Annotated in this window: 26 protein-coding genes; 12 read left to right on the top strand and 14 right to left on the bottom strand. The window is 43.0% G+C overall.

Features of this window, described 5'->3' with window-relative positions:
- The first annotated feature begins 14 nt into the window (after positions 1-14).
- Complete coding sequence (locus AC1XUE_RS04220) at positions 15-440, top strand: DUF1810 domain-containing protein (protein WP_483354678.1); 426 nt, start codon at positions 15-17, stop codon at positions 438-440.
- A 345-nt stretch (positions 441-785) separates the two neighbouring features.
- Positions 786-938, top strand: coding sequence for a hypothetical protein (locus AC1XUE_RS04215; RefSeq protein WP_483354677.1), 153 nt, complete (start codon positions 786-788; stop codon positions 936-938).
- Positions 939-1242: 304 nt separating this feature from the next.
- Here the strand turns inward: AC1XUE_RS04215 and AC1XUE_RS04210 are convergent, their stop codons facing one another.
- A complete protein-coding gene (locus AC1XUE_RS04210; RefSeq protein WP_483354676.1) occupies positions 1243-1704 on the bottom strand; it encodes an SRPBCC family protein in 462 nt (153 codons plus the stop codon).
- Positions 1705-1864: 160 nt separating this feature from the next.
- On the opposite strand from AC1XUE_RS04210, the gene AC1XUE_RS04205 reads away from it, so the two are divergent.
- Positions 1865-2956 carry a GAF domain-containing protein gene (locus AC1XUE_RS04205; protein WP_483354675.1) on the top strand — a complete coding sequence of 364 codons (1092 nt, stop codon included), beginning with the start codon at positions 1865-1867 and terminating at the stop codon, positions 2954-2956.
- 78 nt (positions 2957-3034) lie between these two features.
- Here the strand turns inward: AC1XUE_RS04205 and AC1XUE_RS04200 are convergent, their stop codons facing one another.
- Positions 3035-3508, bottom strand: a complete 474-nt coding sequence (locus tag AC1XUE_RS04200; RefSeq protein WP_483354674.1) for a response regulator — start codon at positions 3506-3508, stop codon at positions 3035-3037.
- Between the two features lie 554 nt (positions 3509-4062).
- Here AC1XUE_RS04200 and AC1XUE_RS04195 point away from each other — a divergent pair.
- Positions 4063-4782 carry a GAF domain-containing protein gene (locus tag AC1XUE_RS04195; RefSeq protein WP_483354673.1) on the top strand — a complete coding sequence of 240 codons (720 nt, stop codon included), beginning with the start codon at positions 4063-4065 and terminating at the stop codon, positions 4780-4782.
- Positions 4783-4862: 80 nt separating this feature from the next.
- On the opposite strand, the gene AC1XUE_RS04190 is transcribed toward AC1XUE_RS04195, so the two are convergent.
- Positions 4863-5138, bottom strand: coding sequence for a hypothetical protein (locus AC1XUE_RS04190; protein WP_483354672.1), 276 nt, complete (start codon positions 5136-5138; stop codon positions 4863-4865).
- A gap of 284 nt (positions 5139-5422) precedes the next feature.
- On the opposite strand from AC1XUE_RS04190, the gene AC1XUE_RS04185 reads away from it, so the two are divergent.
- The gene (locus tag AC1XUE_RS04185; RefSeq protein ID WP_483354671.1) at positions 5423-5881 is read left to right on the top strand and encodes a hypothetical protein; all 459 of its coding nucleotides are present in this window, start codon (positions 5423-5425) and stop codon (positions 5879-5881) included.
- On the top strand, positions 5868-6047 hold the full coding sequence (locus AC1XUE_RS04180) for a hypothetical protein (RefSeq protein WP_483354670.1): 180 nt from the start codon (positions 5868-5870) through the stop codon (positions 6045-6047). Before AC1XUE_RS04185 ends, AC1XUE_RS04180 begins: the two co-directional genes overlap by 14 nt.
- Before the next feature lie 51 nt (positions 6048-6098).
- On the opposite strand, the gene egtB is transcribed toward AC1XUE_RS04180, so the two are convergent.
- Both egtB and egtD read right to left on the bottom strand, forming a co-directional pair.
- The gene (gene egtB, locus AC1XUE_RS04175; RefSeq protein WP_483354669.1) at positions 6099-7253 is read right to left on the bottom strand and encodes an ergothioneine biosynthesis protein EgtB; all 1155 of its coding nucleotides are present in this window, start codon (positions 7251-7253) and stop codon (positions 6099-6101) included.
- Positions 7254-7281: 28 nt separating this feature from the next.
- Positions 7282-8286 carry an L-histidine N(alpha)-methyltransferase gene (gene egtD, locus AC1XUE_RS04170; RefSeq protein ID WP_483354668.1) on the bottom strand — a complete coding sequence of 335 codons (1005 nt, stop codon included), beginning with the start codon at positions 8284-8286 and terminating at the stop codon, positions 7282-7284.
- Positions 8287-8330: 44 nt separating this feature from the next.
- Here egtD and AC1XUE_RS04165 point away from each other — a divergent pair, with 44 nt between their 5' ends.
- Positions 8331-8495 carry a hypothetical protein gene (locus AC1XUE_RS04165; protein WP_483354667.1) on the top strand — a complete coding sequence of 55 codons (165 nt, stop codon included), beginning with the start codon at positions 8331-8333 and terminating at the stop codon, positions 8493-8495.
- 315 nt (positions 8496-8810) lie between these two features.
- Here the strand turns inward: AC1XUE_RS04165 and AC1XUE_RS04160 are convergent, their stop codons facing one another.
- The gene (locus AC1XUE_RS04160) at positions 8811-9686 is read right to left on the bottom strand and encodes a hypothetical protein (RefSeq protein WP_483354666.1); all 876 of its coding nucleotides are present in this window, start codon (positions 9684-9686) and stop codon (positions 8811-8813) included.
- Positions 9687-10168: 482 nt separating this feature from the next.
- Between AC1XUE_RS04160 and AC1XUE_RS04155 the strand changes: the two genes are divergently transcribed.
- Both AC1XUE_RS04155 and AC1XUE_RS04150 read left to right on the top strand, forming a co-directional pair.
- The gene (locus tag AC1XUE_RS04155) at positions 10169-11419 is read left to right on the top strand and encodes a hypothetical protein (RefSeq protein ID WP_483354665.1); all 1251 of its coding nucleotides are present in this window, start codon (positions 10169-10171) and stop codon (positions 11417-11419) included.
- Positions 11420-11433: 14 nt separating this feature from the next.
- Positions 11434-11616, top strand: coding sequence for a hypothetical protein (locus AC1XUE_RS04150; protein WP_483354664.1), 183 nt, complete (start codon positions 11434-11436; stop codon positions 11614-11616).
- A gap of 258 nt (positions 11617-11874) precedes the next feature.
- Here the strand turns inward: AC1XUE_RS04150 and treA are convergent, their stop codons facing one another.
- Entirely contained in the window at positions 11875-13440 is a 1566-nt protein-coding gene (treA, locus tag AC1XUE_RS04145) for an alpha,alpha-trehalase TreA (protein WP_483354663.1), read from the bottom strand.
- Between the two features lie 682 nt (positions 13441-14122).
- Here treA and AC1XUE_RS04140 point away from each other — a divergent pair.
- The 3 genes from AC1XUE_RS04140 to AC1XUE_RS04130 all read left to right on the top strand — a co-directional run bounded on the left by AC1XUE_RS04140 (position 14123) and on the right by AC1XUE_RS04130 (position 15925).
- On the top strand, positions 14123-14473 hold the full coding sequence (locus AC1XUE_RS04140; protein WP_483354662.1) for a YtxH domain-containing protein: 351 nt from the start codon (positions 14123-14125) through the stop codon (positions 14471-14473).
- 114 nt (positions 14474-14587) lie between these two features.
- Positions 14588-15619 (top strand): YrzE family protein, encoded by a 1032-nt coding sequence (locus AC1XUE_RS04135; protein ID WP_483354661.1) that lies wholly within the window; start codon positions 14588-14590, stop codon positions 15617-15619.
- Between the two features lie 96 nt (positions 15620-15715).
- Positions 15716-15925, top strand: coding sequence for a hypothetical protein (locus AC1XUE_RS04130; RefSeq protein ID WP_483354660.1), 210 nt, complete (start codon positions 15716-15718; stop codon positions 15923-15925).
- Positions 15926-16120: 195 nt separating this feature from the next.
- Here the strand turns inward: AC1XUE_RS04130 and AC1XUE_RS04125 are convergent, their stop codons facing one another.
- From AC1XUE_RS04125 to AC1XUE_RS04095, 7 genes are all read right to left on the bottom strand, one after another.
- Positions 16121-18067 (bottom strand): hypothetical protein, encoded by a 1947-nt coding sequence (locus AC1XUE_RS04125; RefSeq protein ID WP_483354659.1) that lies wholly within the window; start codon positions 18065-18067, stop codon positions 16121-16123.
- A gap of 64 nt (positions 18068-18131) precedes the next feature.
- Positions 18132-19271 (bottom strand): YjbH domain-containing protein, encoded by a 1140-nt coding sequence (locus AC1XUE_RS04120; protein ID WP_483354658.1) that lies wholly within the window; start codon positions 19269-19271, stop codon positions 18132-18134.
- Positions 19258-20094: a YjbH domain-containing protein gene (locus AC1XUE_RS04115; protein WP_483354657.1), complete on the bottom strand. Its 837-nt coding sequence runs from the start codon at positions 20092-20094 to the stop codon at positions 19258-19260. The genes AC1XUE_RS04120 and AC1XUE_RS04115 overlap by 14 nt, the downstream gene beginning before the upstream one ends.
- A gap of 104 nt (positions 20095-20198) precedes the next feature.
- Positions 20199-21266: a hypothetical protein gene (locus AC1XUE_RS04110; RefSeq protein ID WP_483354656.1), complete on the bottom strand. Its 1068-nt coding sequence runs from the start codon at positions 21264-21266 to the stop codon at positions 20199-20201.
- 266 nt (positions 21267-21532) lie between these two features.
- Positions 21533-22900, bottom strand: a complete 1368-nt coding sequence (locus tag AC1XUE_RS04105; RefSeq protein ID WP_483354655.1) for a sugar transferase — start codon at positions 22898-22900, stop codon at positions 21533-21535.
- Positions 22901-23242: 342 nt separating this feature from the next.
- A complete protein-coding gene (locus tag AC1XUE_RS04100; RefSeq protein WP_483354654.1) occupies positions 23243-23893 on the bottom strand; it encodes a WecB/TagA/CpsF family glycosyltransferase in 651 nt (216 codons plus the stop codon).
- Positions 23894-24208: 315 nt separating this feature from the next.
- Positions 24209-25252, bottom strand: coding sequence for a glycosyltransferase (locus AC1XUE_RS04095; RefSeq protein WP_483354653.1), 1044 nt, complete (start codon positions 25250-25252; stop codon positions 24209-24211).
- Positions 25253-25345: the final 93 nt, after the last annotated feature.

The raw sequence follows: 25345 nt of genomic DNA, 5'->3' as shown, positions 1-25345 counted from the left end.
TAAAATATAAAGCGATGGAATCAAAGCATTTAGACAAATACCTGGAAGCGCAACAAGATGATTATTCCAGGGCACTGGCAGAAATGCGAGCGGGTGGCAAACGGGGACACTGGATGTGGTATATTTTTCCTCAGATCAAAGGATTAGGCCATAGCAGCACCTCGGTATATTACGGAATCGACGATTTACAGCATGCTGCCGATTATCTGCAGCACCCTGTTTTAGGTAGAAGACTGATCGAAATCTGCGAGGCTCTGCTTACCGTAGAAGGTAAATCTGCCCATCAGATCATGGGTAGTCCGGATGATTTGAAGCTTCGGTCATCCATGACGCTTTTTAGCCAGATTCAGACGGCACATCCGGTTTTTGAACAGATACTTGAAAAGTATTTTGACGGTAAAAAGGACAGCAGAACGCTTGATCTATTAAACAAACACTAAGTTGTTCCGGTTAAAAAATTCCCGTTCTGCGGAAAATGTATGTAAAGAATCGATTTAGCTGTAGCTGTTTCTCAATCCGGCTTATTTCTGCGTATCAATCGGGCCTACATCCCACTATTTTGGGCAGTGGTTTGCCTTTCTTTTAACGGTTTTGTAATTACGTAAATCAGCCACACTGGTTCAGAAAAACATTTAGCATCGAATTTTTATAAACTCATTATCAGTTGTTTAGTGAGTATGTTATGTCGGTTTTCTGATAAGTTTAAATCAACTTTCAGGATTTTGGCACGGTTTTTAATCCTACATAGATATCAACGAATAACTTCATTTTAACAAAATAAAATCATGGAAACCAATTCAAACTCAGACAAATCGTACATTAATACGAATCCTTTTGCAAACAAGAAAGACGTATCTGTTGAACAGCGCCAGGCTGTGAGCAAAGAAGGAAAACGCCCGCGCATTCAAAAACCAGTATACACCGTAAGGTTTCTGTAAATCACATGCTGGATACCAAATCAGTCGTTAACCGCGATATTGTTAAGCACCTGAAGCTACGAATTGCTGGTCGGTTCGTCCCGCATCGGTTGTAATCGAAGGGCTTCCTGATCCTGTTCACTCAATGAGTGACTACAGCTGATGATAGAAAGCTCTTCGATTCCCAAATACTTCTCATGTAAAAAGAAGCTGCGTATACTTATTAGCGTTTGTCCTATTCACGAACTTACTGTAGTTGGCTTCACATTAGTACGAAGTTCTCATTGTACGTTCATCTTTTTGTAAAGTATCAATTTGTAAAGTATCAATTCTTTTCCTTATTCATACTGGAGAAGTAAGCTGCCAGATCATTCAATCCCTTATCCCAGCCTTGCTGATGAGCAGGCAAATACTCAGGAGCAGAGAATCCTTCCTGGCGCACCTGTAACCTGCTTTGCGACTGACCGTGTGGTGAGAATTGGATATGCAATGTATAGCCGTCGGCAGAGCCTTCATCGCTCATATTCCAAATCCAGGAATACACAAGCTTTTCATTAGGAATTACTTCTTTGTATAAACCTGTAACTTCGAGCCCGGCTTGTCCTATGTAATAGGCAATGGTCCCACCTTCCTGGAGCTCATTCTTCATATCATTCAGTGTTTCACCCATGGGACGCCACCATTGACTAAGATGATCCAGTTGAGTCCACGCGTTAAAAAGCGTTGCTACATCTGTATCAAATATTCTTTCAACTTCAATAATGTTCTTGGGAAGTTCTGATTCCATCGGATGAAAAGTTTAGATTGTATGCAAGGTGTGGCCAAACAATTATGCCTCTATTCGAATTAATGCGGATCAATTTTCGAATAATTAATAGTTCTTTGGTGACAAATTATTAAATTACTGCGGGCTACGTAAAGGATAGACCTTTAATTATTAAGAATATATGCCATTGTACAATTTAGATCGTGCTGCCACCGTGAGCCGCTTTCTGAAACTGGAAGTAAATAGAAGAGATGAGTTGCAGCAGATTGTCAGGTTAGCAGCAGATGTTTGTGATACACCGGTAGCGCTGATTACATTGCTCGACGAGCATATGCAATACATCCGGTTTCAGGCTGGCTCTGAGCAGCCTGATGCAGCACTTAATAATGAAATCTTTCAGCTTACAATTAGTTGCGATACTATTTTTGAAATTAAAGATGCTCAGCAGGATGCACATTTCCGGGACAAGGGTCTTGTTACGGGTGATTCGAACATCAGGTTTTACGCAGGGGCACCACTGGCTACCAGGGATGGATACATGCTGGGCTGTCTTTCGGTAATGGACAGAAATCCACGCCTGCTTAGCGATAATCAAAAAAAGATGTTGCTGACCTTATCCGGACAAATTATTCAGATCATAGAATTTGATATAAGCATTAACCTGCTAAAAGATCAGGTGGAACAGTTGCAATTATCAGAGATAAAGCTTAAATCATTTTTCGAAAGTACCGTCAGTTGTCATTTACTCATAGGAAAAGAACTCGAAGTGCTTGCATTTAATAAAATTGTGGCTGGTTTTGTAAAAGACAATCTGGACATTGTGATTAAAGAAAAAATGCCTGTTACCGCATTTCTTCATGATAACTATCAGGAGGAATTTATCCTGAATTGCGGAGCTGCCATGAAGGGGGAGAACGTGACCAGCGAAAAGGAACTCACCTATCAGGATGGCCATTCAGTTTATTGGTATATGAGTTTTGAACCGGCCTTGGGCAAGCATAACGATATCATAGGCGTTTCTTTCAACGCCACAGACATTACGGAGCGAATCCGGCAGGAGCAGCTGGTTCTGAAGCAAAACCAGGCGCTCAGACAGATAGCATTCGTCCAGTCTCATGAACTCAGACGACCAGTCTCTTCGATACTTGGTATTATCGAATTGATTAGATCCGAGGAGACTACTACAGATATGAAGGAAGAGATCATGATGCTGGACCAGGCAGCAAAAGAACTGGACGGAAAAATACGCCAAGTGATCAGCTTCACCAACTAGTACAGTTTAAACGACGTAATGTGCTATAGACAGCCGAATTTACGGTTGATCCTGGATACTGATCTGACCTTTTTTTAATTACTTCAATGACTGCTGTAATGAACCAGGAGAGGCATTGTAAACGATCGGCCAGCCATTGACTCTATAAGAGGTCAGACTCACTGCCGATGGTACGTCCTCGAGCATCTGAGCAATTTGAGTTTTGGTCAACGGCTTTTGAAGAAAACCTTTCAGTTCGGGGAATTGCATCGCGCTGTCTACGTCTCTTGGGTCTGTTGATGAGCTGATCAGGTATATTTCCGGCGAGTATGCGGACGGCTTTATCAATCTAAGCTTTTCCAGAAATTGCCATCCGTTCATAGTTGGCATATTGACATCAAGCAGAATCAGATCAGGATGCAGATCCGGCTTCTCAGCATTCAGAATTAAATATTCCATTGCCTCCAGTCCATTGTGAAAACGTAAGATCTGATGGTCATCAGATACCCTTTCAATCAATTTGCAGTATAGAAAGTGACATACCGGGTCATCGTCAATAATACCGATTTTCATATGTACTTGTATAAAAGAGGAAATTTAATCTGGTTTTAATCATTAAATATCTATGCGAATCATACCCACATTTTAGGATCGAACCGTCTATTTTTTCTGTTCTTGATAGAGGTATAAGATCAAATCGATGTAATGGACTGAAAATCAATAGTAAAATTTCTATCGATTAATCGAATTAAATTCTATTTTTAATAAAGATTCTTACCTTCCTGTTATATGAGAAATGTGTTTTCGGATGGAGAAGCTTTATTTTGGGGTTTGTTTTTCCCAGATGCAGAGCGGACATTGTTCTTAAAATTCTACAAAATAGTTAATCAAATACGATGTGGGCACGTGCACCTATGCATTTCAAAGTAGAATGTTATTGTGGATCAATGATGATAAATGACCCGAGGGCGGCACCAATTCGGAAACTCAAAGAATAGTCAGAAGCAGGTATGCCATTAGTAACCGTTAGACATATACGAACAAGCAAAGGTTTGCCACGGCAAACGGTGGGGTTACATATCTGTTTCGACAATTATGCTTAAATTTGTACTGATCATCACCAACAAATGCCAGAATCTATATTTAACATTGAAGAATCTCAGAGAATTGAAGCGCTTAAAGAATACAATATTCTTGATTCAATTTCGGAGAAAGAGTACGAAGATATTACCAAGTTAGCGTCAGAAATTTGCCAGATGCCCGTATCACTAATCAGTTTGATCGATGATACCAGGCAGTGGTTTAAATCCAATCGGGGGCTTTCTGTGAGGGAAACGCCGCGTGAATACGCGTTCTGTACACATACTATTCAGAATCCTTCGCAGGTATTTGTTGTTCCGGATTCGCGGATTGATTCCCGGTTTTCCGCAAATCCCCTTGTTTCAGGCGATCCACATGTGATTTTCTACGCGGGTGCGCCGCTGGTGGATACGAATGGTTTCGCGCTGGGATCTTTGTGTGTAATAGACCACAAGCCCAACGCGCTGTCAGCTACACAACTTGAGGCTTTGCAGATTCTGGCCAATAACGTGGTCAGCCTGATGGAGAACAGAAAAATGCAGCGTTCTATGAAAATACTGCATAAGCTTTTGGAAGAGCGGTACCAGGAAGGTGAAGATGTCAAAAAACGCCTTAAAGATGTGGTCTGCGATAGATTGATTCCTGTTTTAACAGCTGCAAAAGGCGAGATTATGGCCACACCTCAGGCAAATACAGATTCATTACTGCGTAAGCTGGAAGATGCACTGGATCTAACAGCAGATATACAGAAGGAAATCCAGCGATGAGGATCACGCTTAACTGACTGGATGCATAGGCAGGTCTGTTTTAAACAGAAAAGACCGCTAGTAAACTGATGATGTTCTGTTTATTTCGGATCCTGATTTTTGCCGAAATCTTCAATCAACTTTTTATACTTATCTACCTGGCTTTCAAAATTCCGTATGCTGGTCTCATAGATCAGTTTGAGCGATTCCAGGTCATCTACATCTTTATCATAGGTTTCGTCAGCCTTTGATTCCGTGTCCAGTTCTGGTAATAACTGCAGGAGTTTCTGTAGCGATTTGGCATTTTCTTTTGCTCTATATGCATACCATGCAAGCATTTTTTTATAGCTGTTTTTGAGCCTGGATTCTTGATTCATCTTGTCGGATAAGCTTGTTTTGATTTGTTTGTTATAAGCAAACGCATATGTTAGCGCAATACACCGGCCGTCTCAACAAAAACAATACCATGTGATCATAGTACTGTTAGCCGTCGCTGGCGAAACTTCCCTAAATTCATTGGAATAGGGGAGATAGGAGCAGAAATAATGACTACCCTTTTAGGGTCTACTATAAAATTGGCAATATACCATTATGATTTTATATTTATTCCTGATATTTAAATATCGATACGTTGCTGCCACACCACTAACTCCCGGTTGTTATGAGGTCTTTTATATACGGTATGATCTGTATTTGTATCTCCGCTCATGTGTCCCGGAGCCAAAATATATCAAAAGGAAATCATCAGGTGCCTCGTGTGAGCATCCGGGTAGTAGACAAAGAAACCCTGCAGCCTGTGGATGCCAGGATTTTGATCATCCACCAGCACGTCGACCATGCAATCACACCACTTCTGGAAGACAAAACCTACAGGTACAAGTTAGCCGTCACCGATACGGTAAACATTTCCATTTACGCAGATGGCTATCATTTGCTCAATGAATCTTTGATAATAGGGGAGCTCAACGGGGTCGAGACATATTACCTGACAGCGAAGCCATCGTCAGCATCAGCCCTGAGCACGACTGTATCCCGGTCTATTCTTAAAGATGATATCAGTACCATTATTTATTTTTCCCAAAGCAATACCGAACATGAAACTATCCATGGAACGCAATAGCGTAGTGAGAGCTTACCTTTTGCGCTCCACAGACCTTGCCGGATCCATAGCAAGTAAAGCATACGGTGGCATCAAACCGGCAGCTCCCAATGACTGCGAACACAACAAAAAGTTCAACCGTCGGGTGGAAGTGCGCCTCTCGCCGGCGTCGCCTCTAAACAAGTAGCTGCATCGTATCAATAAGCATACAGCTAACAACGGACCTGTACTATTTGGATCAATAGCCAAGCCGGATGCCTGTAAATTGCCATTGATGCATAGGATGAAAAAAGTTTCGGTATGTGGTGCGGCTGTGGCCCGGCGAGGTACATATAGATGCGCCACGCAGTACCATTTGGTTGACCATGAATTTGCCGTTGTATTCTCCGATGGCACCCGCAGCTTTCTGGTAACCAGGGTAGGCCAGATAGGCACTGTTAGTCCATTCCCAACGTGTTCCCCATTCCAGAGCGCCAGCTGCCACTTCCCATTCAGCTTCAGTAGGCAGTCTTTGCTTTTTCCATGCCGCGAATGCAGAAGCCTCGTAATAACTGATATGGCAAAGCGTGTCCTGATGCTCAACCGGTTGTAGACCTGCAAAAGTGTAATGCATCCACTGGTTATCAATCCAATGCCAGTATAGCGGTGATGCAATGCTCTTCTCTTTCACCCATTGCCAGCCCTCGGCATGCCAGAATTCGAAATGCCTGTAGCCTCCGTCGTTGATGAAATCCAAGTATTCCCCGTTAGTGACCAGGGTGTGGGAAATGTGAAAGTCATCCAAATAAATCTTATGACGGCCTAACTCATTGTCAAAACAAAATCCCTGACCATCATAACCTATTTCGTAAAGACCTGCCTGGAATTTCGTGTATTCATCTGTAGCGATTTTGTATGACTGATTGTTTCTTTCACTTTGGTAAACAGGGAACAAAGGGTTATGCCCAAGTATGTATTTAATGTCAGAATAAAGCAGTTCCTGGTGTTGTTGTTCATGCTGAAGGCCAAGTTCAAGCAGCGTACTTACATCCTGGCCGAGCGGGTCACCGGAAAGAATCAGCTCCCGGATCTGCTCATCCACATATTTTCTGTATCTGTATACATCTTCTACAGACGGACGGCTCAGATTCCCGCGGTCGGTCCGCAGAACCCGGGCTCCCACCGTTTCGTAATAGCTGTTGAATACAAAATTATAGTTCGCATCAAATTCCTGGTAAGCAGCTGCGTAGGCCTTTAAAATAAAGGTTTCAAAAAACCAGGTGGTATGTCCCAGATGCCATTTAGGAGGACTCACATCAGCGATCGGTTGTACTACATAGTCCTCTGTTTGAAGCGGTTCGCAAATCTTCTCAGTGAGCGCGCGCACTGATTCATATTGTAGGAGTAAATCCATGGTCAAGAGTTTGTTGAAGGTAATCGGGTCATATCGCTTTCCAGAAATCGTCGATAAACCACCGCTTTGAGTCGTAGTGTCTATGAACAGGTGTAAAACCGGCGTTTTCTGAAAGTGCGTCAATTTCCTGCGGAGAAAACTTTTGAGATACTTCCATGAAAATGGGTTCGTTTTCAGCGAAAGTGATGGTCTGATCTCCGATGCGTACGGTTTGGTCTTTTTGACTGATAAGATAACTTCTGCACGAACCTGTCATAGGGTCATAACATGGGTAATGCATGAAATCGTGCAGGTTAAAGTCTGCATGCAACTCCTGGTTGATTCTTCTGAGCAGGTTCAGATTAAACTGGCTGGTCAATCCCAGATGATCATGATAGGCATCCAGAATAACAGAAGGTTGTTTTTTCAAATCGAAACCGATCAACACCAGATCGTCGGAATTCAGGAAACTTCTCAGCATTTTGCAGAACTGTTGCGCCTCTGCTACCTCCATGTTACCAATGTTCCCGCCAAGAAACATCACCACTTTCGGTCTTGTCGATGCGCCGGTGGCCTCTCTCAGCATATCAAAATACTCGCCCTGAAACGGCTGCAGATCAAGACCGGGAATTTCGTGGGTTAGTCGACTTTGTAATACAGAAAGTATATTGCCGGATATATCAATGGGCATATAGGTAAATGTGGCCTGCCGGTCTGCAAGGGCCTGAAGCAGATACTGTGATTTCGTCGCATCTCCGGCTCCCAGTTCTATGAGGTCAAATGAGCCAGCTGTGTTGTGCAGGAATTGGGCCATAGCGTCTGCTTGTTGTCTGAATATCTCGGCCTCGCAGCGGCTGAGGTAATATTCGGGGCATGCCATGATCTGTTGAAACAGCTCGTCGCCGACCTGATCATAAAAATATTTGGATTGCAGTTTTTTCGGCTCACCCGATAACCCTTCGACTACATCCCGGAAAAACTGTTCCGTTTGTTGCTCAGGCGATGCCATAAGCGGTACTACACTGTCAACTTCGTTCAAATCTGTGGCTACCATTGTGCGGCCGGACTGCGCCGGTGGGTGGTTGGTTCAAAAAATGCATGTCTTTAATCATTTGGTCGCTTAATAAATTCGTGCCCGAGCCGGAGGAGAAGCTTCGGTGGGATGGTGGGGAAGCGACCGTAAAAACCAACTCTTTGACCGGAGTCTCGGAGCTGGTTCATACAGATGTGCAACTGCGTTGTTCAGTGAGGGATTTAAACTAATTTTCTATCTCTTTTATTGTCAATAACTTATAAGGATCAAAATAGCGCTTCTGTTGGTGCAGAACGCATTCAATAACGCAGATTCAAAAAACCAGATTCATGACTGATATGATCCATCTGTTTTAAACTGGTGGTTTAGGAATCCGATGTCTATCAATATCTTTAAAAATATTGATAGACTAGGTCGAAATATTATAAACGACCAAAATACGCTCTATAGTAGGGCTTGAAAACATCAGAAAGCATCTTTAACTAAGCTCCAAAGGTGAGTCTGCACTGACTGTTAAGAATAGCGAGGTGCAATACTGTATTGAGCTAAGCAAAACTTTCGGGGCGCTCCAAACCTGGTTTGTCCGGAACCCTACAATGCTTATGATAAAAACAATCGATGTTAACATGGCATGTTATCCATGTGTACTTTTTCAAGTCTAATGCGCCCGGTAACCATGCTGTCACTGCTCCACCAACCATAGCCAAAAAATTACCTTCCAATACCTGACCGTCGTCTGAAAGTTTAAAGTAGATTGTTCCAAATTGCACTTTATCATGGCTGCTGTTTTTATAATGGAGTCGTACAAAGTCTGGATGATCTAATATCTCTCCTTCAAAGAGTAGTATTTGATCTCTATTAACTGGCTTCTCTTCCACATGATACACGATAGAGCCTTCGCCTTTCAGGTGGTTATCGCTACCGTTTTTATACAGATTCATTTTGAGAGGGAACTCTCCTTTCATTTCAAAAGTTAAACCTTCCCATTTTCCTGGAAATGTATGAGCTCTCCGGGAAAAGCGTAGAGTCTTTGCTGATTTTGATCGTGACGCCTGGCCCTGCACAAGGTAGGCTTTCATAGACTTTATATAGGGAGTTCCTTTTTTCGTAAAACCGATTTTAGAATAGAATTCTTCTATCGTTTTATATTCACATGCAAACAGACCAGCTACTCGTTCAAGCGTTTCTATCTTCGTATTTGTGAGTGCCTTTTTGTCTCCGGCTACCGACGCCAGAATATCCTGGATCGTTTTTGCAGAAACGTATTTAGTGCTGTTAACTGTGTTGAATACGGAAGCATTTTTTAATCTATCAAGGTAATTTTGAATTGCAGGGCGTGCGGAAGAAACAACTTTACTCCTGATGTTTTCACACAGGTAAAAGGCAAACATAATTTTTCTTTCGTGGAGGGAATGGTTCATAACGTTAGGTAGGATTGATGTACAAAGATTCAATTTTAAAGGAAATTTTTCAATAAAAGAATCACTACTCATTTTTTGATTTGTGGAAACACTCTGGAGCTGTATTGCCACTTTTCTGTAAGTAGTCGGGAAGCGGCTTTGAGAAATTTGTCTTGGTCCGCTAGTTTTGAATTCAACAAGTACTTAGGATGTCGCCATGATCTGTAAGGAAGAAATATTCCTCAGTGCGGTATAGCAGTAACAAATGCAGAAAGCTCAAAGAGCCTTGATCAGTTCGATCAATAATTCCGCTGCCACGGTACAGCATGCTGTAAACCCTATACATGCCTTCGGGCAATGTAATTAAGTTGATTTCAGCTGGCGAATTTCTTCATAAAATTATCTCCAGTTGCTCAAAGTTTGCAGGTACACGAATGCGATTATGACTCTGAAATATACTAAACCTTTGAACATTGATTCAGTACACTTAAATAATTTATCCAATGAAATCGCTTGCAACCGGCCTATGGAGTACACTTTTACTTATCAGTTTAATATGCTGTTCCAAAAAACAGGATCCTGCCCCTGACCAGCAAGATGACAAAGAAGAGGTGCCCGGCACTGTCGATACACCAATTTCTTATGATAACCGTTATTCTGTCCCCTTTGGAAAAGCAGGCCTTACAGCGATACAGCCAGATGGTAAGGTAGTCATGACCGGCGACTTAAAGAGCACAAGCGCTCCTATTTTTAGATTGGATAAAGATGGGAAGTTGGATCCTGGTTTTAATATAGATCAGGATAAGAGCTGGATTATACAATCTATACAGGGACTCGGAGTACAACCCAGTGGGAAGGTTATTGTCAGCGGTAAATTTATCATTGACAAAAAGACCTATGACGTTATTCGGCTCACAGAAACGGGATTACTAGACAAAAGCTTCAAATTTCATCCATTCGTCGAAAATACATCCCTGAAAAATAACGCGCTTTTGATTAAGTTAATCCAACCGGATGGCAAAATAATTTGCGAGATATCTGCTCTCTACCAAAGTCTGGGCTTTCTGATGTATGGCAGGTTTCGGTTGAATGTGGATGGTTCGTCAGATTCGGATATGATGAGTGTCGGTTACAAAACTTTCCCCGGCGAAAATACTTATGGTCACACCTACGCCTCATTCGTATCTTTGCCTGACAACAAGACATTGGTTTATGGACAGTTTACACTCGTTGATGGTAGTAACAAACGTAGAAATATAGCCAGGTTAAACGCTGATGGTAGTTTAGACTTGTCATTTCATTTCAAGGAGGTACCATCACAGGGTAATGCGGCTAGCCTCATTACCAGTCTGGCGGTTCAATCAGACGGGAAAATTATTTTCAGCGGTAATTTTAACCAACTAGTTGATGATAGCCAAAGAGATACAAAATATCCGCTTCTGAATTTTTGTAGATTAGAAAAGGATGGGGGAATAGATTTGTCATTTTATGTTAACAAGAAGCCGTTTACTGCCAGCAAGATCTTGGTCCGGCCGGATGATAGCTATATAGCTTTGTTGAGCAGAAGTAATACACACTCATCACAGATTGCCATATTCGGTGCCGACGGAATATTAAAGTCGGATTATAAAATTGCGGATGCCAGTAGTTATCTGTCGGAACTCTACAAGCAATCGGAAAATCAATACCTGATAGCCGGCGACATCATTAATAATGGTCAGAGTCATGCTATAGCGAGGTTGAGCATCAAGTGAGTTGTCAATTGATCGTGACAGGCCTAGAAGGGAGATCGAACATTTCCGAGACGCAATGGGAGGGTAATCCGCTGCTGTATCTGTGCTTCGGATCTTCACCTGTAGCATGGCTTGCTGCCGGATACGACGGAGGAAAGCCGGAGTATGTCCGTGTCCTATATGCAGACATACTCCGGTGGTCATTGCGGATGATTTGAATCACGACGATGCTGTATTGTTAACCGATGTCGTACAAACTGGTTACCATGCAGTAGAAATGGCCGGAATCGAACTGGTGCGACATGGTGGTGATTTCTGGAAACAGTCATCTCATTGATCACTTAGAATACCGTCTGGAATTCGTCAAAATTTATGCGTAATGTGAGGCATATATCAGGATGTTTTTAAAAAATTAAAACCCTTTAAGTATTTAGTTTACAGGGTTTTAATTTTTTTAGCCTCCTGAGAAATAGAGCTTAACCTTCAACCGACTTCAGATACTTTTTGTTTTTCATTCTCAGGTATACGCCGTTGGTCCAGCCGAAACCTTCCTGCACCTCATATTCCCCACCACCAGCAATCAGGTTGGTGTCAGAGACATTGTATTTTTCCAGCATTTTGCCTGAATGTTTAAACTCTTTATCGATCAGGCCCAGCCACTCGTCAGATATTTCATCCGCCGCCTGGTGAAAATTGTAGTTGCGCAGTCCTTTGTAGGCAATCCACTGAAGCGGTGCCCAGCCATTGGGCGCATCCCACTGTTGGCCTGAGTTAAGTTTGGTGGTCAGTAAACCACCTGATTTCATGAAGTTCAGACGGATATATCCTTTCACATATCTGGCCTGGTGGGCAGATGCCACTTTGAAAAATAGCGGGAATGTACCTGCCAGTGTGACGTGCTCGGTGAAATCGCGCTTTTTGAAATCATAATCCATATAAAAGTGCTTTTTCTCATCCCAGAAATAGGTCTCAATGGCCAATGCCCGCCTGGCTGCCTTTTCCTTGTAGAGCAGATACATCTGTTTATCGTCCTGATGCTCGTAAGCTTCTGCAAGTGTTTGTTCAAGAAAATACATCAGACAGTTCAGGTCAACAGGTAAAATATCTGTGGTATGGACTGAAGCAAAGTCATCTTTATGAGCAAACCAGCGGCTGCTGAAATCCCAGCCGGATTCCGCAGCAGCCCTGATATGACGGTAAGTATCTTCCGGAGCTGCGCCATACTTATCCTGAGCCTCGTGGCCGAGTTCTACATCTTCAATATGGGATTCGGGTCTTGGCGTGTCTTTATCGTCCCAGTATCTGTTCAGAACAGCTCCATCCGGCAGGTTGACCAGTCTCCTGTGCGCGCTGAAAGGCTCGCTCGCGTCTGCTGCATCCATCCAATAATCATATTCCCGCTGCATGTGAGGAAGGTATTTGGTAAGAATATGATTTCCCTCCATATCAGCATACAACCGGACCATCAGAGAAAAAAATGGCGGTTGTGAACGGCTCAGATAATACGTGCGGTTGGCTGTTGGTATGAACCCGAAGTTTTCAATCAGGTAGGCAAAGTTGTCAATCATGCTCGCGATCAGTTCGGTTTCACCTGATTCCTTCAAGCCCAGCATGGTGAAGTAAGTATCCCAGTAATAGATCTCTCGGAAACGACCTCCCGGAACCACATAGGCATTGGGCAGGTAGATCAGTGAACCACCGCGCTCCTGGTCTTCGGGCTGGCGCGTAAGTACCGGCCACAGTTTTTCAACATGCTCTGATACCGGTGCGGTCATGTCAGGTTCAAATGTGCAGGCAATCTGAGCAGGTATACGGAAATGCGCCTGGACGAATTCGGAAAGATTAAAGTCGCTGTTGTTTTTTTCCTTTTGATATAGGGCAATGATATAGGCAGGATCTTCGAGCGGAATCGCGTCTGCGAAAGTTTTGGAATCGTCAAAAACATGATTGTTCTGAACATCTTCGAATAGGTTTCCATAAATCTCTTCCGGGGAGGCATACACCTGGCCGGAGTTCAGTGTAGGTTCAACAAGTTCTTGCAAGTTTGTGAAGTTTAAGTCAGAAAACTGACATGGAACAATGGTTTAACTACTCATAAACACCCAAAGAATGATACCAAAAGACGTATAATTGAATAGTTAATCCTCGGAAAACCAACGGTTACAAGCGGTTGAGAGCCCCTGAGAGACCCATCACACTTAAGAAACAGAAATACAGACAGCGGAATGCGTGCAGATGGCAGGATGTGGATTTTTTGCCGGAATCTGATCCGTATTTTCCCGAGTTCCGGTTTTGTATGGAATTTATACCGCGGTTGCCCACATATCATTCCTGCTATATCCCATGATCCGATCCGGTGTGGTCATCTGCCCGGCTCTTGTAGAAGTTTAGCCAATGAACAGTGCGATTCCGGGACAGCCAATACCCCACCTATTTCGGTTGGGATATTGCCCAAGTGCCTGGTACGGATCAGTACGCTGCCTGCCTTTTTTAAAATTTTTTAGTAAGTCTGGTTTCTATCAATCCGACTGTTACTGATCGTATACCTAACAGGGTTAACCTGCTAGCTGTCAACCTTGATAGACCACTTTCTTATATCGGAGGGTGTCCTGTAGTTACATGTAAATCAGAAAGTTATGTGATCATCGCCAGGCGCATCAGGTCGCTGAATGGCATGCTTTTTACATGGCACTCATCTGTTCATTAAACAAAATATAACAGACTATGAAAACCAGGTATGGAAATGTGGACTTCAACAACCACGACGAACGTAATGAAGGATTGGCCATAGGGCTACTGCTGGGAGCAGCCATTGGCGTTTGTGCAACACTCTTATTTACTCAGAAATCAGGTAAGGCTTTGCGCGAGAAAATCAAAGACGGTGCAGAAAAACAAAAAGACAAGCTGAGCAAGCACTGGGACAAAGCCAAGGACAAAGCAGATGAGCTTGCCGGCGATGCAAAGGATGCAGCTGAATCAGCGGGAGAAGATGCCAAAGATACAGCGAACGATTATGCTGATCAGGCTAAGGATGGCGCTAAATCAGCCATGGATAACTTTCAAAAAAAATACTGATCCGTCCGGATACGTGCGAAAGCGGGGGAGGGTCCGGTAGCTGACCATCCTTCGCCTTTCCGCCCGCTCTGCAATCATCAACAAATAACTCACCCATTAGCAACACATTATATCATGGAACAAAGTCGACCATACACACAGCCGGTTCACGATAGAGGATTGGTTCAATTAAAAAGAATTTCCTGGAGCGCTGTTTTTGCCGGTGTGCTCGTTGCCATCGTCGTACAGATGCTGCTTTCACTATTAGGGTTTGGAATAGGCCTGGGAAGTATAGATGCGATGGAAGAAAAAAATCCCGCTGCCGGACTGGGCATGGGAAGTGCGATCTGGTATATCATCAGCAGTCTGATCTCGCTTTTTGCAGGCAGCTGGGTGGCTGGCCGCCTGGCAAGTGCTCCGCGTTTATTCGATGGCGTTCTGCATGGGGTGCTTACCTGGTGCGTGGTTACAGTGATCACGATCTACTTTCTTACCACCACAATTGGTAGTCTTATCGGTGGTGCGGGCAGACTGGTCGGCGGACTAGTGAAAACAGCCGGCGCAGGTGTGGCCGCAGCAGCCCCGGCGATGGGTGATGCAGTCCAGAATCAAATGAAAGAGAATGGGATTGATATACAAAATGTCGATTTTTCTGATTTGAAAAACGAAGCAAACAAATTGCTGCGCCAAACCGAAAATCCTGCGCTGAATCCTGACAGATTGGAACAGAAGGCAGACCGTGCAGTTGGAAAGGCCGACAATGCAGCCGGGGCGGCGGCGAAAGATCCCGCCAACACGGATGACATTGCCGGAAGCTTGTTCCGTAATCTTTTCAAAGACGGCAAAGAAACTGTATCTCAGGTAGACCGGGATGATGCGGTGAATGTGGTCATGAACAGAACCGGCAAAAGCCGTGAAGAATCTGAGCAGATCGTCAATAACTGGATCAATGCCTACAAACAGGCGCAGGTCAAATTTGAACAGGCCAAAAAAGATGCGGAAATCAAAGCCCGCCAACTGGCAGACGACGCAGCTTCAGCAGCATCCAAAGCAGCTATATTTGGTTTCTTTGGCTTATTGCTGGGCGTAGTGGCATCAGGATTTGGCGCTAAAATAGGTACTGAATCCAAAGATACCAACCACCGTCTTGACCATCCGCTGGCTTAGGTTTGCTGATACAGCTTAATGACAAAAGCAGGAAATCCCCGGGTTTCCTGCTTTTGTTTTTTTTATACCTCATCCACAAATTGCGGTAGAGCAGTTATGATTCAACCCACATCCATCGCGGATAACGGATTGGAAGATGTTTCCGGTTACAACAATTTATTTCAACTGCCGATGCTGCCTGTCCAGATAATCCTGATGGAACTGTCTCAGCTTCTGATCCAGCTGGTAACCTACACGGTAGCGTTCGCCGATCCGGTAACCGCGGGTGTAAGTATATTCCCAGCGGAATTCGTCGGTCGTGCGTAGTCGCGCGTGTTGGCCCTGGGCGATTTTCCCCGGAGGAATAGGTATGGCAAAGTTAAACCCCAGCGTGGAGCCGTTTTGCGTTTTGGTGGCGTACACACCCAGTTCAATATTGGTAAACTGACGAACAAATTACTTCATCTTTAAAAAATAGTATGATGTTTGCAAAATTTCCATGCTTCGAACTTAATATTGCGATTAATTTGTTTGGAATGGTCTGTATGTTACTATAATTTTTCCACTTTTTGTTTTCTTTTTTAATTTAATTGCCATTCGTTTGTAAGGTATTCCTCCCTCGGTAATTGTCTCTACAGATGTTTCATAAGGCATATCACCGCAACTTACGCTCACAAGTAGCTTTTGTCCATTACTATCAAAAATCCATTTATCATCCGTATATTTTTTTATTAAAGCTCTTGTAATTAAGGCAGTTTCAAATTCCATAGGTGAAGCAAATTCAAAAACATCTTCAATCTCGAGAGAACTGTTCTGACTTCGATCATAAGTGAAAGAACGGACAAGTTTTGACATACCTGACACCTTGTACGCGGATTTAAGATCGAAAACCAAAATATCCTTTTCTTCACTAAACTTGGATTGAATAATCTTGGCGGAGGCATTGCGACCAACACTCTGCTGTGTTTGCGCTGGAAGGGGAACCGGATGACCATAAGAGGAGATAGATTTATACTTGTATCGGGCCTCGGATTTAAAAATGTCTGCTGAATATGGGATGCTTCCAGGGTCGCCTGTTAATATTTCTTTGCCCAGTACAATTGTATAAGACCCTACATCATTGTGATTGTGATTTTCAGCATTGTTTCCGCCTTTAAGAACTGCCGATATAGCATTTGATGAAGACGATCTAACAACCAAAATGCCTGATTTATCGAAAAAAGATCTTAGACTCGATTCTTGGAAGTTAATCTTCCTTGCATTTTTGGATTCCGTTATAGCTGGAATTGGGAAAAGTACTAAGACATCCATTCTATTGTTTTCTGTACGTCCAGTGACGTCCATCTTTTCATAGTCAGACAAGCCTAACTCAAGCGTTCGTGATAGGTAGTGCATTAGTAGAGGGTCAGGGCGTGTACCCACCTTAGTATCAGATATAGCAGGAAAAATTCCGTTCGATACCATTATTCGCGGTACATAAGTAGCAATTGATAATACCTTAGGGTTTTTAAATAGCTCTATGTTTCCATTAGTTGCTATTCTTAGATTTTCTCTTAGTAGTGAGTAGTGGCTAAAGCCATAATTGAAATAGGTCACTCCCTCTGAGCAATAACCATCATCTTCAAAGCCGGCAAGAAAATTCCTCGAATACTCCTCCCCAATATATGCAAAAACTGCCCGTTCTTTTTTATCATTTATTACTGTGAGGGCAGCACCAACGACACCTGACAAACACACTGCATTCCAATTGTTAGTTCCTACTAACCATGAATGATACTTTGCATTTTGTTTATTGAATACTGTGAGCATTGGATTAAAAACTCTTTTATATAAAGCAGCAACTGCCTCGGCTTTTAGATCTTTGTCAATTTTTCCTTCTAGTAAATAAAGGGTCTGAGCTATAGTATGGGCATAAAGCGCTGAGGTCAGGTCAACAGTGTACTGCTTTCCGTTGTAATTAATAAAGTTATAGTCTACTCTGGGAGATACCCAAGACCTTTGCGCGAGGATTTCTTTCAAACCATTTTCTACAGCTTCTAGGAATTCACCCTTATTTTCCAGGCATTCAGCAATAGTTAGCATAGAAAGCCCTTTAGCTCTATTCCGCATCATGTTTAGTCCTGGAGCAGAAGATGATGCAGTACCGTCCGACAAAGAAAAATATTCGGCCTTATTAAAATCTGGAAAACTGTACTGTCTAATTTCTTTCAAGAATTTGTCATACTTTCCAGATTGACGTAAGTCATCCCATCTTTTGCGGTCTGTTGCTGGCTCTCCTAATCCTTTTGGTACATCGTCAAGTGATTGGCTTATCTGATTTATTCGTTGTTCATCTAATGGATGTAAAGGTATTATCTCGCTTTGGGCGTAACACAGTGAGACGACTTTGGTAAATAATAATACGATGATGCAAGATTTTAATAACATCAAATAAGTTTTCGAAATCATACTTATGGCTTTTAAATACATAGATTCAAAGTTTAGCATCATCGCCTAACTAAATTCAGGACGGTTTAAGGATGATCTTTAACAGCTACGGCAACAACTGCCGATGCTGCCTGTCCAGATAATCCTGATGGAACTGTCTCAGCTTCTGATCCAGCTGGTAACCTACACGGTAGCGTTCGCCGATTCGGTAACCGCGGGTATAAGTATATTCCCAGCGGAATTCGTCGGTCGTACGTAGTCGCGCGTGTTGGCCCTGGACCATTTTCCCCGGAGGAATAGGTATGGCAAAGTTAAACCCCAGCGTGGAGCCGTTTTGCGTTTTGGTGGCGTACACACCCAGTTCGATATTGGTAAACTGACGAACGAATTCAATCCTGGCGCCCTTATCTGCCCACAGGAATTGTCCTCCTGTCAGTTTCAAAGTCAGATCCGGTCCTTTGAAACGGTAGGAAACATCAGCCAATAAAAGCAGCTGGTCGGGATCTTCGTAATAAATGCCTCCTTTTGGATAATAGTAAAACCCCGTTAATCCTGCTTCTAATCCGAAAGACCACGGTTTGGAAAGGTCTGCTTTTCGGTACTGTACATTGATACCATACTGGTCATTCTGGAAAAACCCAACGGATGCACTTAAGAAATGATTTCCCTTATTGTAAAACTGGTTCAGGAAAGTAGGGGATAGGCGGATGTTTTTGGGTCTGCCATCCAGATCATTCACGATAGGAAAGAGTATACCTGTTTGCAGCGTCAATCCAGGCAGGATATACAGCTGCGTTTGCAATGCGATGCTGGTATTACTCTCTACAGGCTTGTCAAAGTTACCGAAGATGGCCGCAAAGTAAGGCTGTATCCAGAAATCCGCCTTGTACTTTTTATGGAGTAAAAAGCCGTTGCGCTTCAGATAATCTTTCCGCTCCGCATCCGTAAGGGCCGTATACCGTATATGTTCACCTACCTGGTATTTGCCTATCGGAAAGCCGTTGAATAGGGGCGCATAACTTTGCTCCCCCTGCTGCGCTCCGGTCACTTTCTGTATTTCATACAATCCTATAAACGGATTACGGTACAGCCGCTGCTCGTAAAAAACGGTGCTGTCCTGTTCCTGTATGTTTTCAAAACTTACTCTGAGTTTTTCCGGTGTGTATTTGTCACTTTTCTTTTGAGCCTGCACCAAGGTTACACTTCCCCATAACAGCAGCCCGATCAGTAATTTATTTTTGTTCATCAGCTTGCTGTTTAAGGCGACGGGAAGGTTTGAGCAGATTAATGGCGACAGACGTACCTGCGGTAAGCTGCTTACCATCAAGCAATCCGGCCTGTATGGTCCAGCATTTGAAAAGCCGCGCATAAGCACCTACATTCGCATGTTTGGAATCCCACTCCGCCATCACACCGGCCACATTTTTGTAGTGCAATACAGCTCCGCCAAAAGGGCCCAGTAAATAATGGTTTTTAAATTTATCCTCACTTTTCTTTTGCCATGTAAAGTTGGATAGTATGCTTGAATTCTGAAGATTTTTTTCATCCCGGTACAGGTAATAAGGGCTGCCATATCCTGCACTTGCCTCCAGTTTCAAATCAGGAGTAATCTGAAAGTTTTTGGTAGCTACCAACGCGTGCGTCAGCATGGCACCATCAATAGTAAAGGGTGTAGTGAGTATAACTGCTAGTGAAGGCTGATTCTTTTTCTCTTTCAGAATAAGATAACGGACGTCCAGCTGTCTGTCACCAATAGCTTCTCTTACCTTGTAGTTGTCAGTGGCTATGAGCTGCAATAAACTTGCACTGATCTCCAGACGTTTCAATATGGTTATATTCGCATAAATGACACGTTCAGGATTCCTGCCTCTGCGCCTTAGCCCATAATTAACAGGAACATAATTATATCCAAAACGAAAAAGCCCCTCGTGTGTTTCCACAGCGGTGGGCGTGAAAATGATACCGGGTTTACCCGAATTGTTGACCTGTGCTGTGGCACCCAGTGCCAGTAACAGCAAAAAGAAGGACAGCAAAATGCTGCCCTTCTTTGGATTCATTTGTTTTTTCAAAATCCAGAGATTTAGCGGTTGGGAAAAGGGGCACCGGGGGGACGGGGTGAGGACAATTCCTCTGACTCAATACCCTCTGCCCCCTAGTCCTGTGCGCTTACAAATTAGTTTCCGCCTCCCTGGTTGTGGCAGCTTTGAACCAATGCAGTTTTGGCAACGTTAGCAGCTGCTATTGCAGTTGCATAAGCAGCTTGTGAAGCAGCCAGGTTAGCATCTCTTGCAGCCGTAGCAGCAGCAAGGCGCTGTGTGTTGGCAGCAGTACAAGCAGCAGTTTCAGCAGCCTGCAATGAGTTCAAGCCAGCATAAGCATTCAAAGCCTGAATGTTCATCAGTGTTTGCAATACAGGGAACAAGTCGCCCAATACAGCTTCAGCTGCTGCCAGGGAAGATGTACCACTAGCCACTTGCTCGTCAATAGCCGTACGGTAGGCTGCATACTTCGCCGCAAGCGGTTGAGTACAAGTTCCTACTGCAGGTACAGCCTGTACAGCCGTATTGTAAGCAGTTGTTGCTGCAGCATCATTCGTCGCTTTAGCAGCATCCAGTTGTCCTTTTTTCGTATTGAATACGTCATTAGCAGCAGCGATACAAGCGTCAGAAGCTTCCAGAACCGCCTCAACGGCATCTGTAGTTGCCGCGTCAGTAGTTGCAGCAACACCCGCAGGAGCAGCTACACGACCTGTAATGGTCTGTCCACCTACCGTTGGCAAAGTGAACTTAGGCAGGTAAGCCTGGATAGCAGGATTCGCAGCCGCTTTGTCCAAAGCCGCTTTGATGTCAGCAGGAATAGCACCACCCGCTTTCACAGCAGCAATCTGAGCAGGCGTTACCGCGCTCAAAGTAGCCATGTCTGCAGCAGGTACAGCAGCAGATACTTCCGCTGCCGCAGCAGAAACAGAAGCAGGTATAGTTCCTGAAGCAGCGATACCACCTATTGCGCTATTTACCTCAGTCGCTTTCGCCGATGTTTCCACAGTAGCTTCTGTAGTAGCCACAGCTGCGGGAGGAGTGATGGTAACAGGGGCGATCTCAATCTTATTCAGATCATCTACCTTTCCCTGATCCGGCTTATCCGGAAGAGCCTCGTCGTCCTTCTTACAGTTGTACATCACCATTGTCATTGCCATCAGAGACAACATCAATGTGATCGATCTTTTTCTTGTGTTCTTCATTTTAAGCATGTTTAGTAAGCGTTTGATCTATTTTTGATTGGGTATTGAGTGGCTTTTTTCAAGTCTGAAAGTATTTAAGTTTGAGAGTTTGAAAAGTTAGAAGTTTGAAAAATTTAAAGTTTGGGAGGAGTTTGCTGGCACCTGGTTTGAAAAGTCTCTGTTTATTCCTGACTTTTCCCTGTCCATTCGTTTCTATTTCCCCACCACCCCTTACTACCGGCCGCTTTACTTTTCATTTTTAACTTTTCATTCTTCACTTCATTTAATCATCTTCCCCTTCCCAGTACCATCACCTGTACGGTTTGGAAAATGAGAGCGACGTCGGTAACAAGGCTGTATTTGCGGATGTATTGCAGGTCGTAACGAAGGCGTTCTACGTTTTCGGCCACTGTTGAAGCGTAGCCTACTTTGATCTGACCAATGGAAGTAATACCTGGTTTGATCGTCAGTAACTTGCGGAATTCATGGGGTGCTTCTGCCATCAGCATATCCACATCATACTTATATAGCGGACGAGGACCCACAATCGACATTTCACCTTTTAATACATTGTAAAACTGAGGCAATTCATCCAGACGGGTACGACGCAATATACGGCCGATCGGTGTGATCCTTGGATCGTGGTCTCCTTGTGAGTGCTGCATATTGAACTTCTCCGAATCAGCATACATTGTGCGGAACTTAATCACCTTAAAGATCTTGCCCCATTGACCTGAGCGTTCCTGTAAAAAGAAGATCGGTCCTTTGGAAGAGATGCGTACAATGCCCATCAACAACAAGAACAAAGGAGCACCTAGAATCATCACGATCGCAGAGAAAGTCACGTCAAAAACGCGCTTTACCGTAGCTTCTTCTGTGCTGGAGAATGGCTTGGTATTGACCTGGATCACCGGATACATATCGTGGTATTCAATGGTAGCCAGGTTGGTCATAAACCCGCGGAAATCAGGAACGAGGCGTACCTGTGTTTTCTGGCGTTGCGCCACACGGATCACGCGCTTCACCATGGTATCATCCATCTCAGACAAGCAGCAGTAGATGTAATCCGGTTGGGAATCTTCCAGAAAAAGTTCAAGGCGTTCTGTTTCGTCCACATTCTCACGTGTTTCAAAAGAACCACATTTTTTAAAGCCTAGCTCTTTGCGGTCTGCATAGAACGAATCGATCATACCGGCCAATTCGCCCTTACCCACCACCGCGTAAGTTTTGAAGTTGTATCCGGCTTCCCGGTACATCTGTATGGCATACAATATCACCACACGCGCCAGTATGGCTGTAATGGCAAAGAGTGCATACGTATAGGAAAACTGCTGGCGGGAATAATTTTCGCCCTGCTGGGTAAAGTACATAAAAGCCAGCATCATGCCACCATGAATCACAATGGCTTTGAGCACATTGAGTGTCTGCCGATTGATACTGTAAGAAAAGCGGTCGAAGGTGTACGTTTTGAAAATGTTGCTGCATAAGAGCCATAACAGGTTACTGACAAGCAGTAGGTTGACATACCTGTTATCTGGCATATCCGAAACCGCATCAAAACGTAAAAAGTAGGCTAGCAGGTAAGATGCATTCAGCAGGAGCACATCGGCCCACAAATGCACCTTCGGGAGGACTCCTGAAAGGCGATTTTTCATAAAAAATAACGTTGAGTAATTTTAGTATTATTAGGGAAAACGTTGAGTAAAGTAATTTCTTATAGATAAATGGTTTAAATGAGACGAATTAAAGGTACCAGATATAAATTTTTTAGGAATTGCAAAATCGAACAATTTCTACAACAACATTACGAAAATTATTGTAAATAAACCACAAATGTAAATCAAATAAATTATTAACTGTCTGGTAATGAGTCGTTTTTGCAAAATTCAATTTGAAAAATTATAATAATTCGCCAAATATTTAAATTGTAATAAGTTTTTGTAGAATTTAATGTAATCGGCTTAGTTATAAATTATATGGTTTTTGTATAAATTGTATTACTTGCTTGCAGGCATATTGCTGCTGAGCAATTTTTGCTTGATATATTGTTTGGAGAACAGCCATATAAACAGAGAATTGGTATAGAAGTAGCGCTTCCATAATCGTCCAGGCTCCTGATACAAGCGGTACAGCCATTCCAGGCTGTTTTTTTGCATCCATGCTGGTGCGCGTTCCTGCATACCAACCATAACAGGCAGCGCGCCACCGATACCAATCATACATGCATTGATACGTCCTTTCATACTCGCCATCCATTTTTCCTGTTTGGGGCAACCCAGGGCAACAAAAACCAGATTGGTGCCGCTGGAATTGATCTCTTCAACGATAGCCGCCTCCTCTTCGATTGTTAGGGGACGAAATGGAGGACTATGAAATCCGGTTGCAATAAGGCTGGAATAAGTGTATTTTACATATCTTGCTGTGGCTTTTTGCAGGGCTTGTGTTCCTCCATAGAAGAACACTTTCAAACCATCAGATTCTGCTAATTTTAATAGATCCGGTAAAAGATCCATACCAGCCACGCGATCCTGATGAATACTATGAAAATAACCCAGACCCTTAGCCAGTGGCATGCCGTCAGGAGTTACTACTGACGCATTTTCAATGACATCCGCGAAATCTGGATTTTTACGAGATTCAATTAGCATATGTACGTTCATAACACAAACGTAAGATGATACTTTTTTTCGAGCTAATTCCAGTATGTATTGGGATATACTAAAATAGCTACCAACTGATATGTTAACTCCCAAAAAGGGCAATTTTGAAATGCTTGTAGTCATTGATTTCAATTATCTATTTGCCTATTGAACTAATTACATGAATTATCTAGAAGGCATCCTTCCATATGTATAACACATCAAAGCCTCAGGTTCAAGGGTAGGTAATTTAAGTTGAATTAAATGTTTTCTTGGCTGTCTATCAATGTTATATACAGTGAGACCGTAGGCTCTTAACTGGATTTAAGATGAAACAATTTTATTATAAAGGCTTGTCATCATTCTGGACTTATTATCCCAAGACAATTCCACTTGTCTTGCAGGGCAGTTTGACGAAAGAACCTCTATTACTTGTCTGTTAGCTTCAATTTTATTAAGTAGTTCAGAAAATTCGGTAACAGAATCTTTAACCTTCCCTAATGGAATTTTCAAGCCGACTTTCTCGTTTACGACATCTCCTTGTCCACAAGTATCAAAGCATAATACTGGTAAGCTATTCCCAATAGCTTCAAGAACTACATGAGGAGTTCCCTCAGCTACACTTGTAAAGAAAAATAAGTCCGATTTTCGCATTAACTGTTGAACCTGTGCATGGGATATTGAACCATACCAAGTACACTGAGCTTGAACTTGAAGTTTTTCTGCAAGTAATACATAGGGACTTTTGTCTCCGGCACCAACGATATGTAATTTAATATTGATATTTCGACTGGCCGCTAATGATTCAATTGCAATATTTAGTTGTTTACGAAAATCAAATTTGCCGACCCACAGAACATCCAGTTCAGTTTTAGTATTACTATTTTTTTGAAAATTTCCTGGATAGCACCCTGTCTCGTTAAGTATCGAGACCTTATTAGGGAAAAGCTTTTGCAATGAAGTGTATGAGTTAGATGAAGCTGCCAATATTATTGACGCTCTTAAACCTGCCTTCCTTACTCTGGAGGAGTACTTTAATTGAAGCTTTGTTAGAAAATTCTTGATATATATCTTGAATTTCTCCTTAGGGGGAGCACCAGCTAAGTAATCTATTGGGAAACCTGCTTTTGCATCAACAGGCCCCCAAACAAATGGGGTAGAACTAATCTTCCAAAGGTACCCTGGTTCGCGAAATCCGATCATGTTAAGTTGATGGAGGATATCAATACTGTTATTATAACAAATATTTTTTGCTATTTCGTATGTTTTAAGTTGCCACTTTTCATAGTGATAGTAAAATCTCCAATCTCCTTGATTCCAACACATTTTTCTAACATCATCTGAGACATTATTGTAGTAAAATTTCATATTGTCTCGTTGAGGTAGATTACATAGTGCTACTTCAATTTGGTCCTTGAACTCTCCTTCAGTAATAATATGCAATTGGGAATAGTTAGCCAG

It is taken from the genome of Dyadobacter sp. HNCC25DJ187, from assembly GCF_056895255.1.
The sequence above is the reverse complement of the archived record's forward strand: the minus strand, read 5'-3'. Positions and strand labels throughout refer to the sequence as shown.

Bases quoted from the DNA above. Each gene is read 5' to 3' on its own strand.
- AC1XUE_RS04220 (WP_483354678.1), top strand. From the start codon at position 15: ATGGAATCAAAGCATTTAGACAAATACCTGGAAGCGCAACAAGATGAT.
- AC1XUE_RS04215 (WP_483354677.1), top strand. From the start codon at position 786: ATGGAAACCAATTCAAACTCAGACAAATCGTACATTAATACGAATCCT.
- AC1XUE_RS04210 (WP_483354676.1), bottom strand. From the start codon at position 1,704: ATGGAATCAGAACTTCCCAAGAACATTATTGAAGTTGAAAGAATATTT.
- AC1XUE_RS04205 (WP_483354675.1), top strand. From the start codon at position 1,865: ATGCCATTGTACAATTTAGATCGTGCTGCCACCGTGAGCCGCTTTCTG.
- AC1XUE_RS04200 (WP_483354674.1), bottom strand. From the start codon at position 3,508: ATGAAAATCGGTATTATTGACGATGACCCGGTATGTCACTTTCTATAC.
- AC1XUE_RS04195 (WP_483354673.1), top strand. From the start codon at position 4,063: ATGCCAGAATCTATATTTAACATTGAAGAATCTCAGAGAATTGAAGCG.
- AC1XUE_RS04190 (WP_483354672.1), bottom strand. From the start codon at position 5,138: ATGAATCAAGAATCCAGGCTCAAAAACAGCTATAAAAAAATGCTTGCA.
- AC1XUE_RS04185 (WP_483354671.1), top strand. From the start codon at position 5,423: ATGAGGTCTTTTATATACGGTATGATCTGTATTTGTATCTCCGCTCAT.
- AC1XUE_RS04180 (WP_483354670.1), top strand. From the start codon at position 5,868: ATGGAACGCAATAGCGTAGTGAGAGCTTACCTTTTGCGCTCCACAGAC.
- egtB (WP_483354669.1), bottom strand. From the start codon at position 7,253: ATGGATTTACTCCTACAATATGAATCAGTGCGCGCGCTCACTGAGAAG.
- egtD (WP_483354668.1), bottom strand. From the start codon at position 8,286: ATGGTAGCCACAGATTTGAACGAAGTTGACAGTGTAGTACCGCTTATG.
- AC1XUE_RS04165 (WP_483354667.1), top strand. From the start codon at position 8,331: ATGTCTTTAATCATTTGGTCGCTTAATAAATTCGTGCCCGAGCCGGAG.
- AC1XUE_RS04160 (WP_483354666.1), bottom strand. From the start codon at position 9,686: ATGAACCATTCCCTCCACGAAAGAAAAATTATGTTTGCCTTTTACCTG.
- AC1XUE_RS04155 (WP_483354665.1), top strand. From the start codon at position 10,169: ATGAAATCGCTTGCAACCGGCCTATGGAGTACACTTTTACTTATCAGT.
- AC1XUE_RS04140 (WP_483354662.1), top strand. From the start codon at position 14,123: ATGAAAACCAGGTATGGAAATGTGGACTTCAACAACCACGACGAACGT.
- AC1XUE_RS04135 (WP_483354661.1), top strand. From the start codon at position 14,588: ATGGAACAAAGTCGACCATACACACAGCCGGTTCACGATAGAGGATTG.
- AC1XUE_RS04130 (WP_483354660.1), top strand. From the start codon at position 15,716: ATGATTCAACCCACATCCATCGCGGATAACGGATTGGAAGATGTTTCC.
- AC1XUE_RS04125 (WP_483354659.1), bottom strand. From the start codon at position 18,067: ATGTATTTAAAAGCCATAAGTATGATTTCGAAAACTTATTTGATGTTA.
- AC1XUE_RS04120 (WP_483354658.1), bottom strand. From the start codon at position 19,271: ATGAACAAAAATAAATTACTGATCGGGCTGCTGTTATGGGGAAGTGTA.
- AC1XUE_RS04110 (WP_483354656.1), bottom strand. From the start codon at position 21,266: ATGAAGAACACAAGAAAAAGATCGATCACATTGATGTTGTCTCTGATG.
- AC1XUE_RS04105 (WP_483354655.1), bottom strand. From the start codon at position 22,900: ATGAAAAATCGCCTTTCAGGAGTCCTCCCGAAGGTGCATTTGTGGGCC.
- AC1XUE_RS04100 (WP_483354654.1), bottom strand. From the start codon at position 23,893: ATGCTAATTGAATCTCGTAAAAATCCAGATTTCGCGGATGTCATTGAA.
- AC1XUE_RS04095 (WP_483354653.1), bottom strand. From the start codon at position 25,252: ATGAAATTTTACTACAATAATGTCTCAGATGATGTTAGAAAAATGTGT.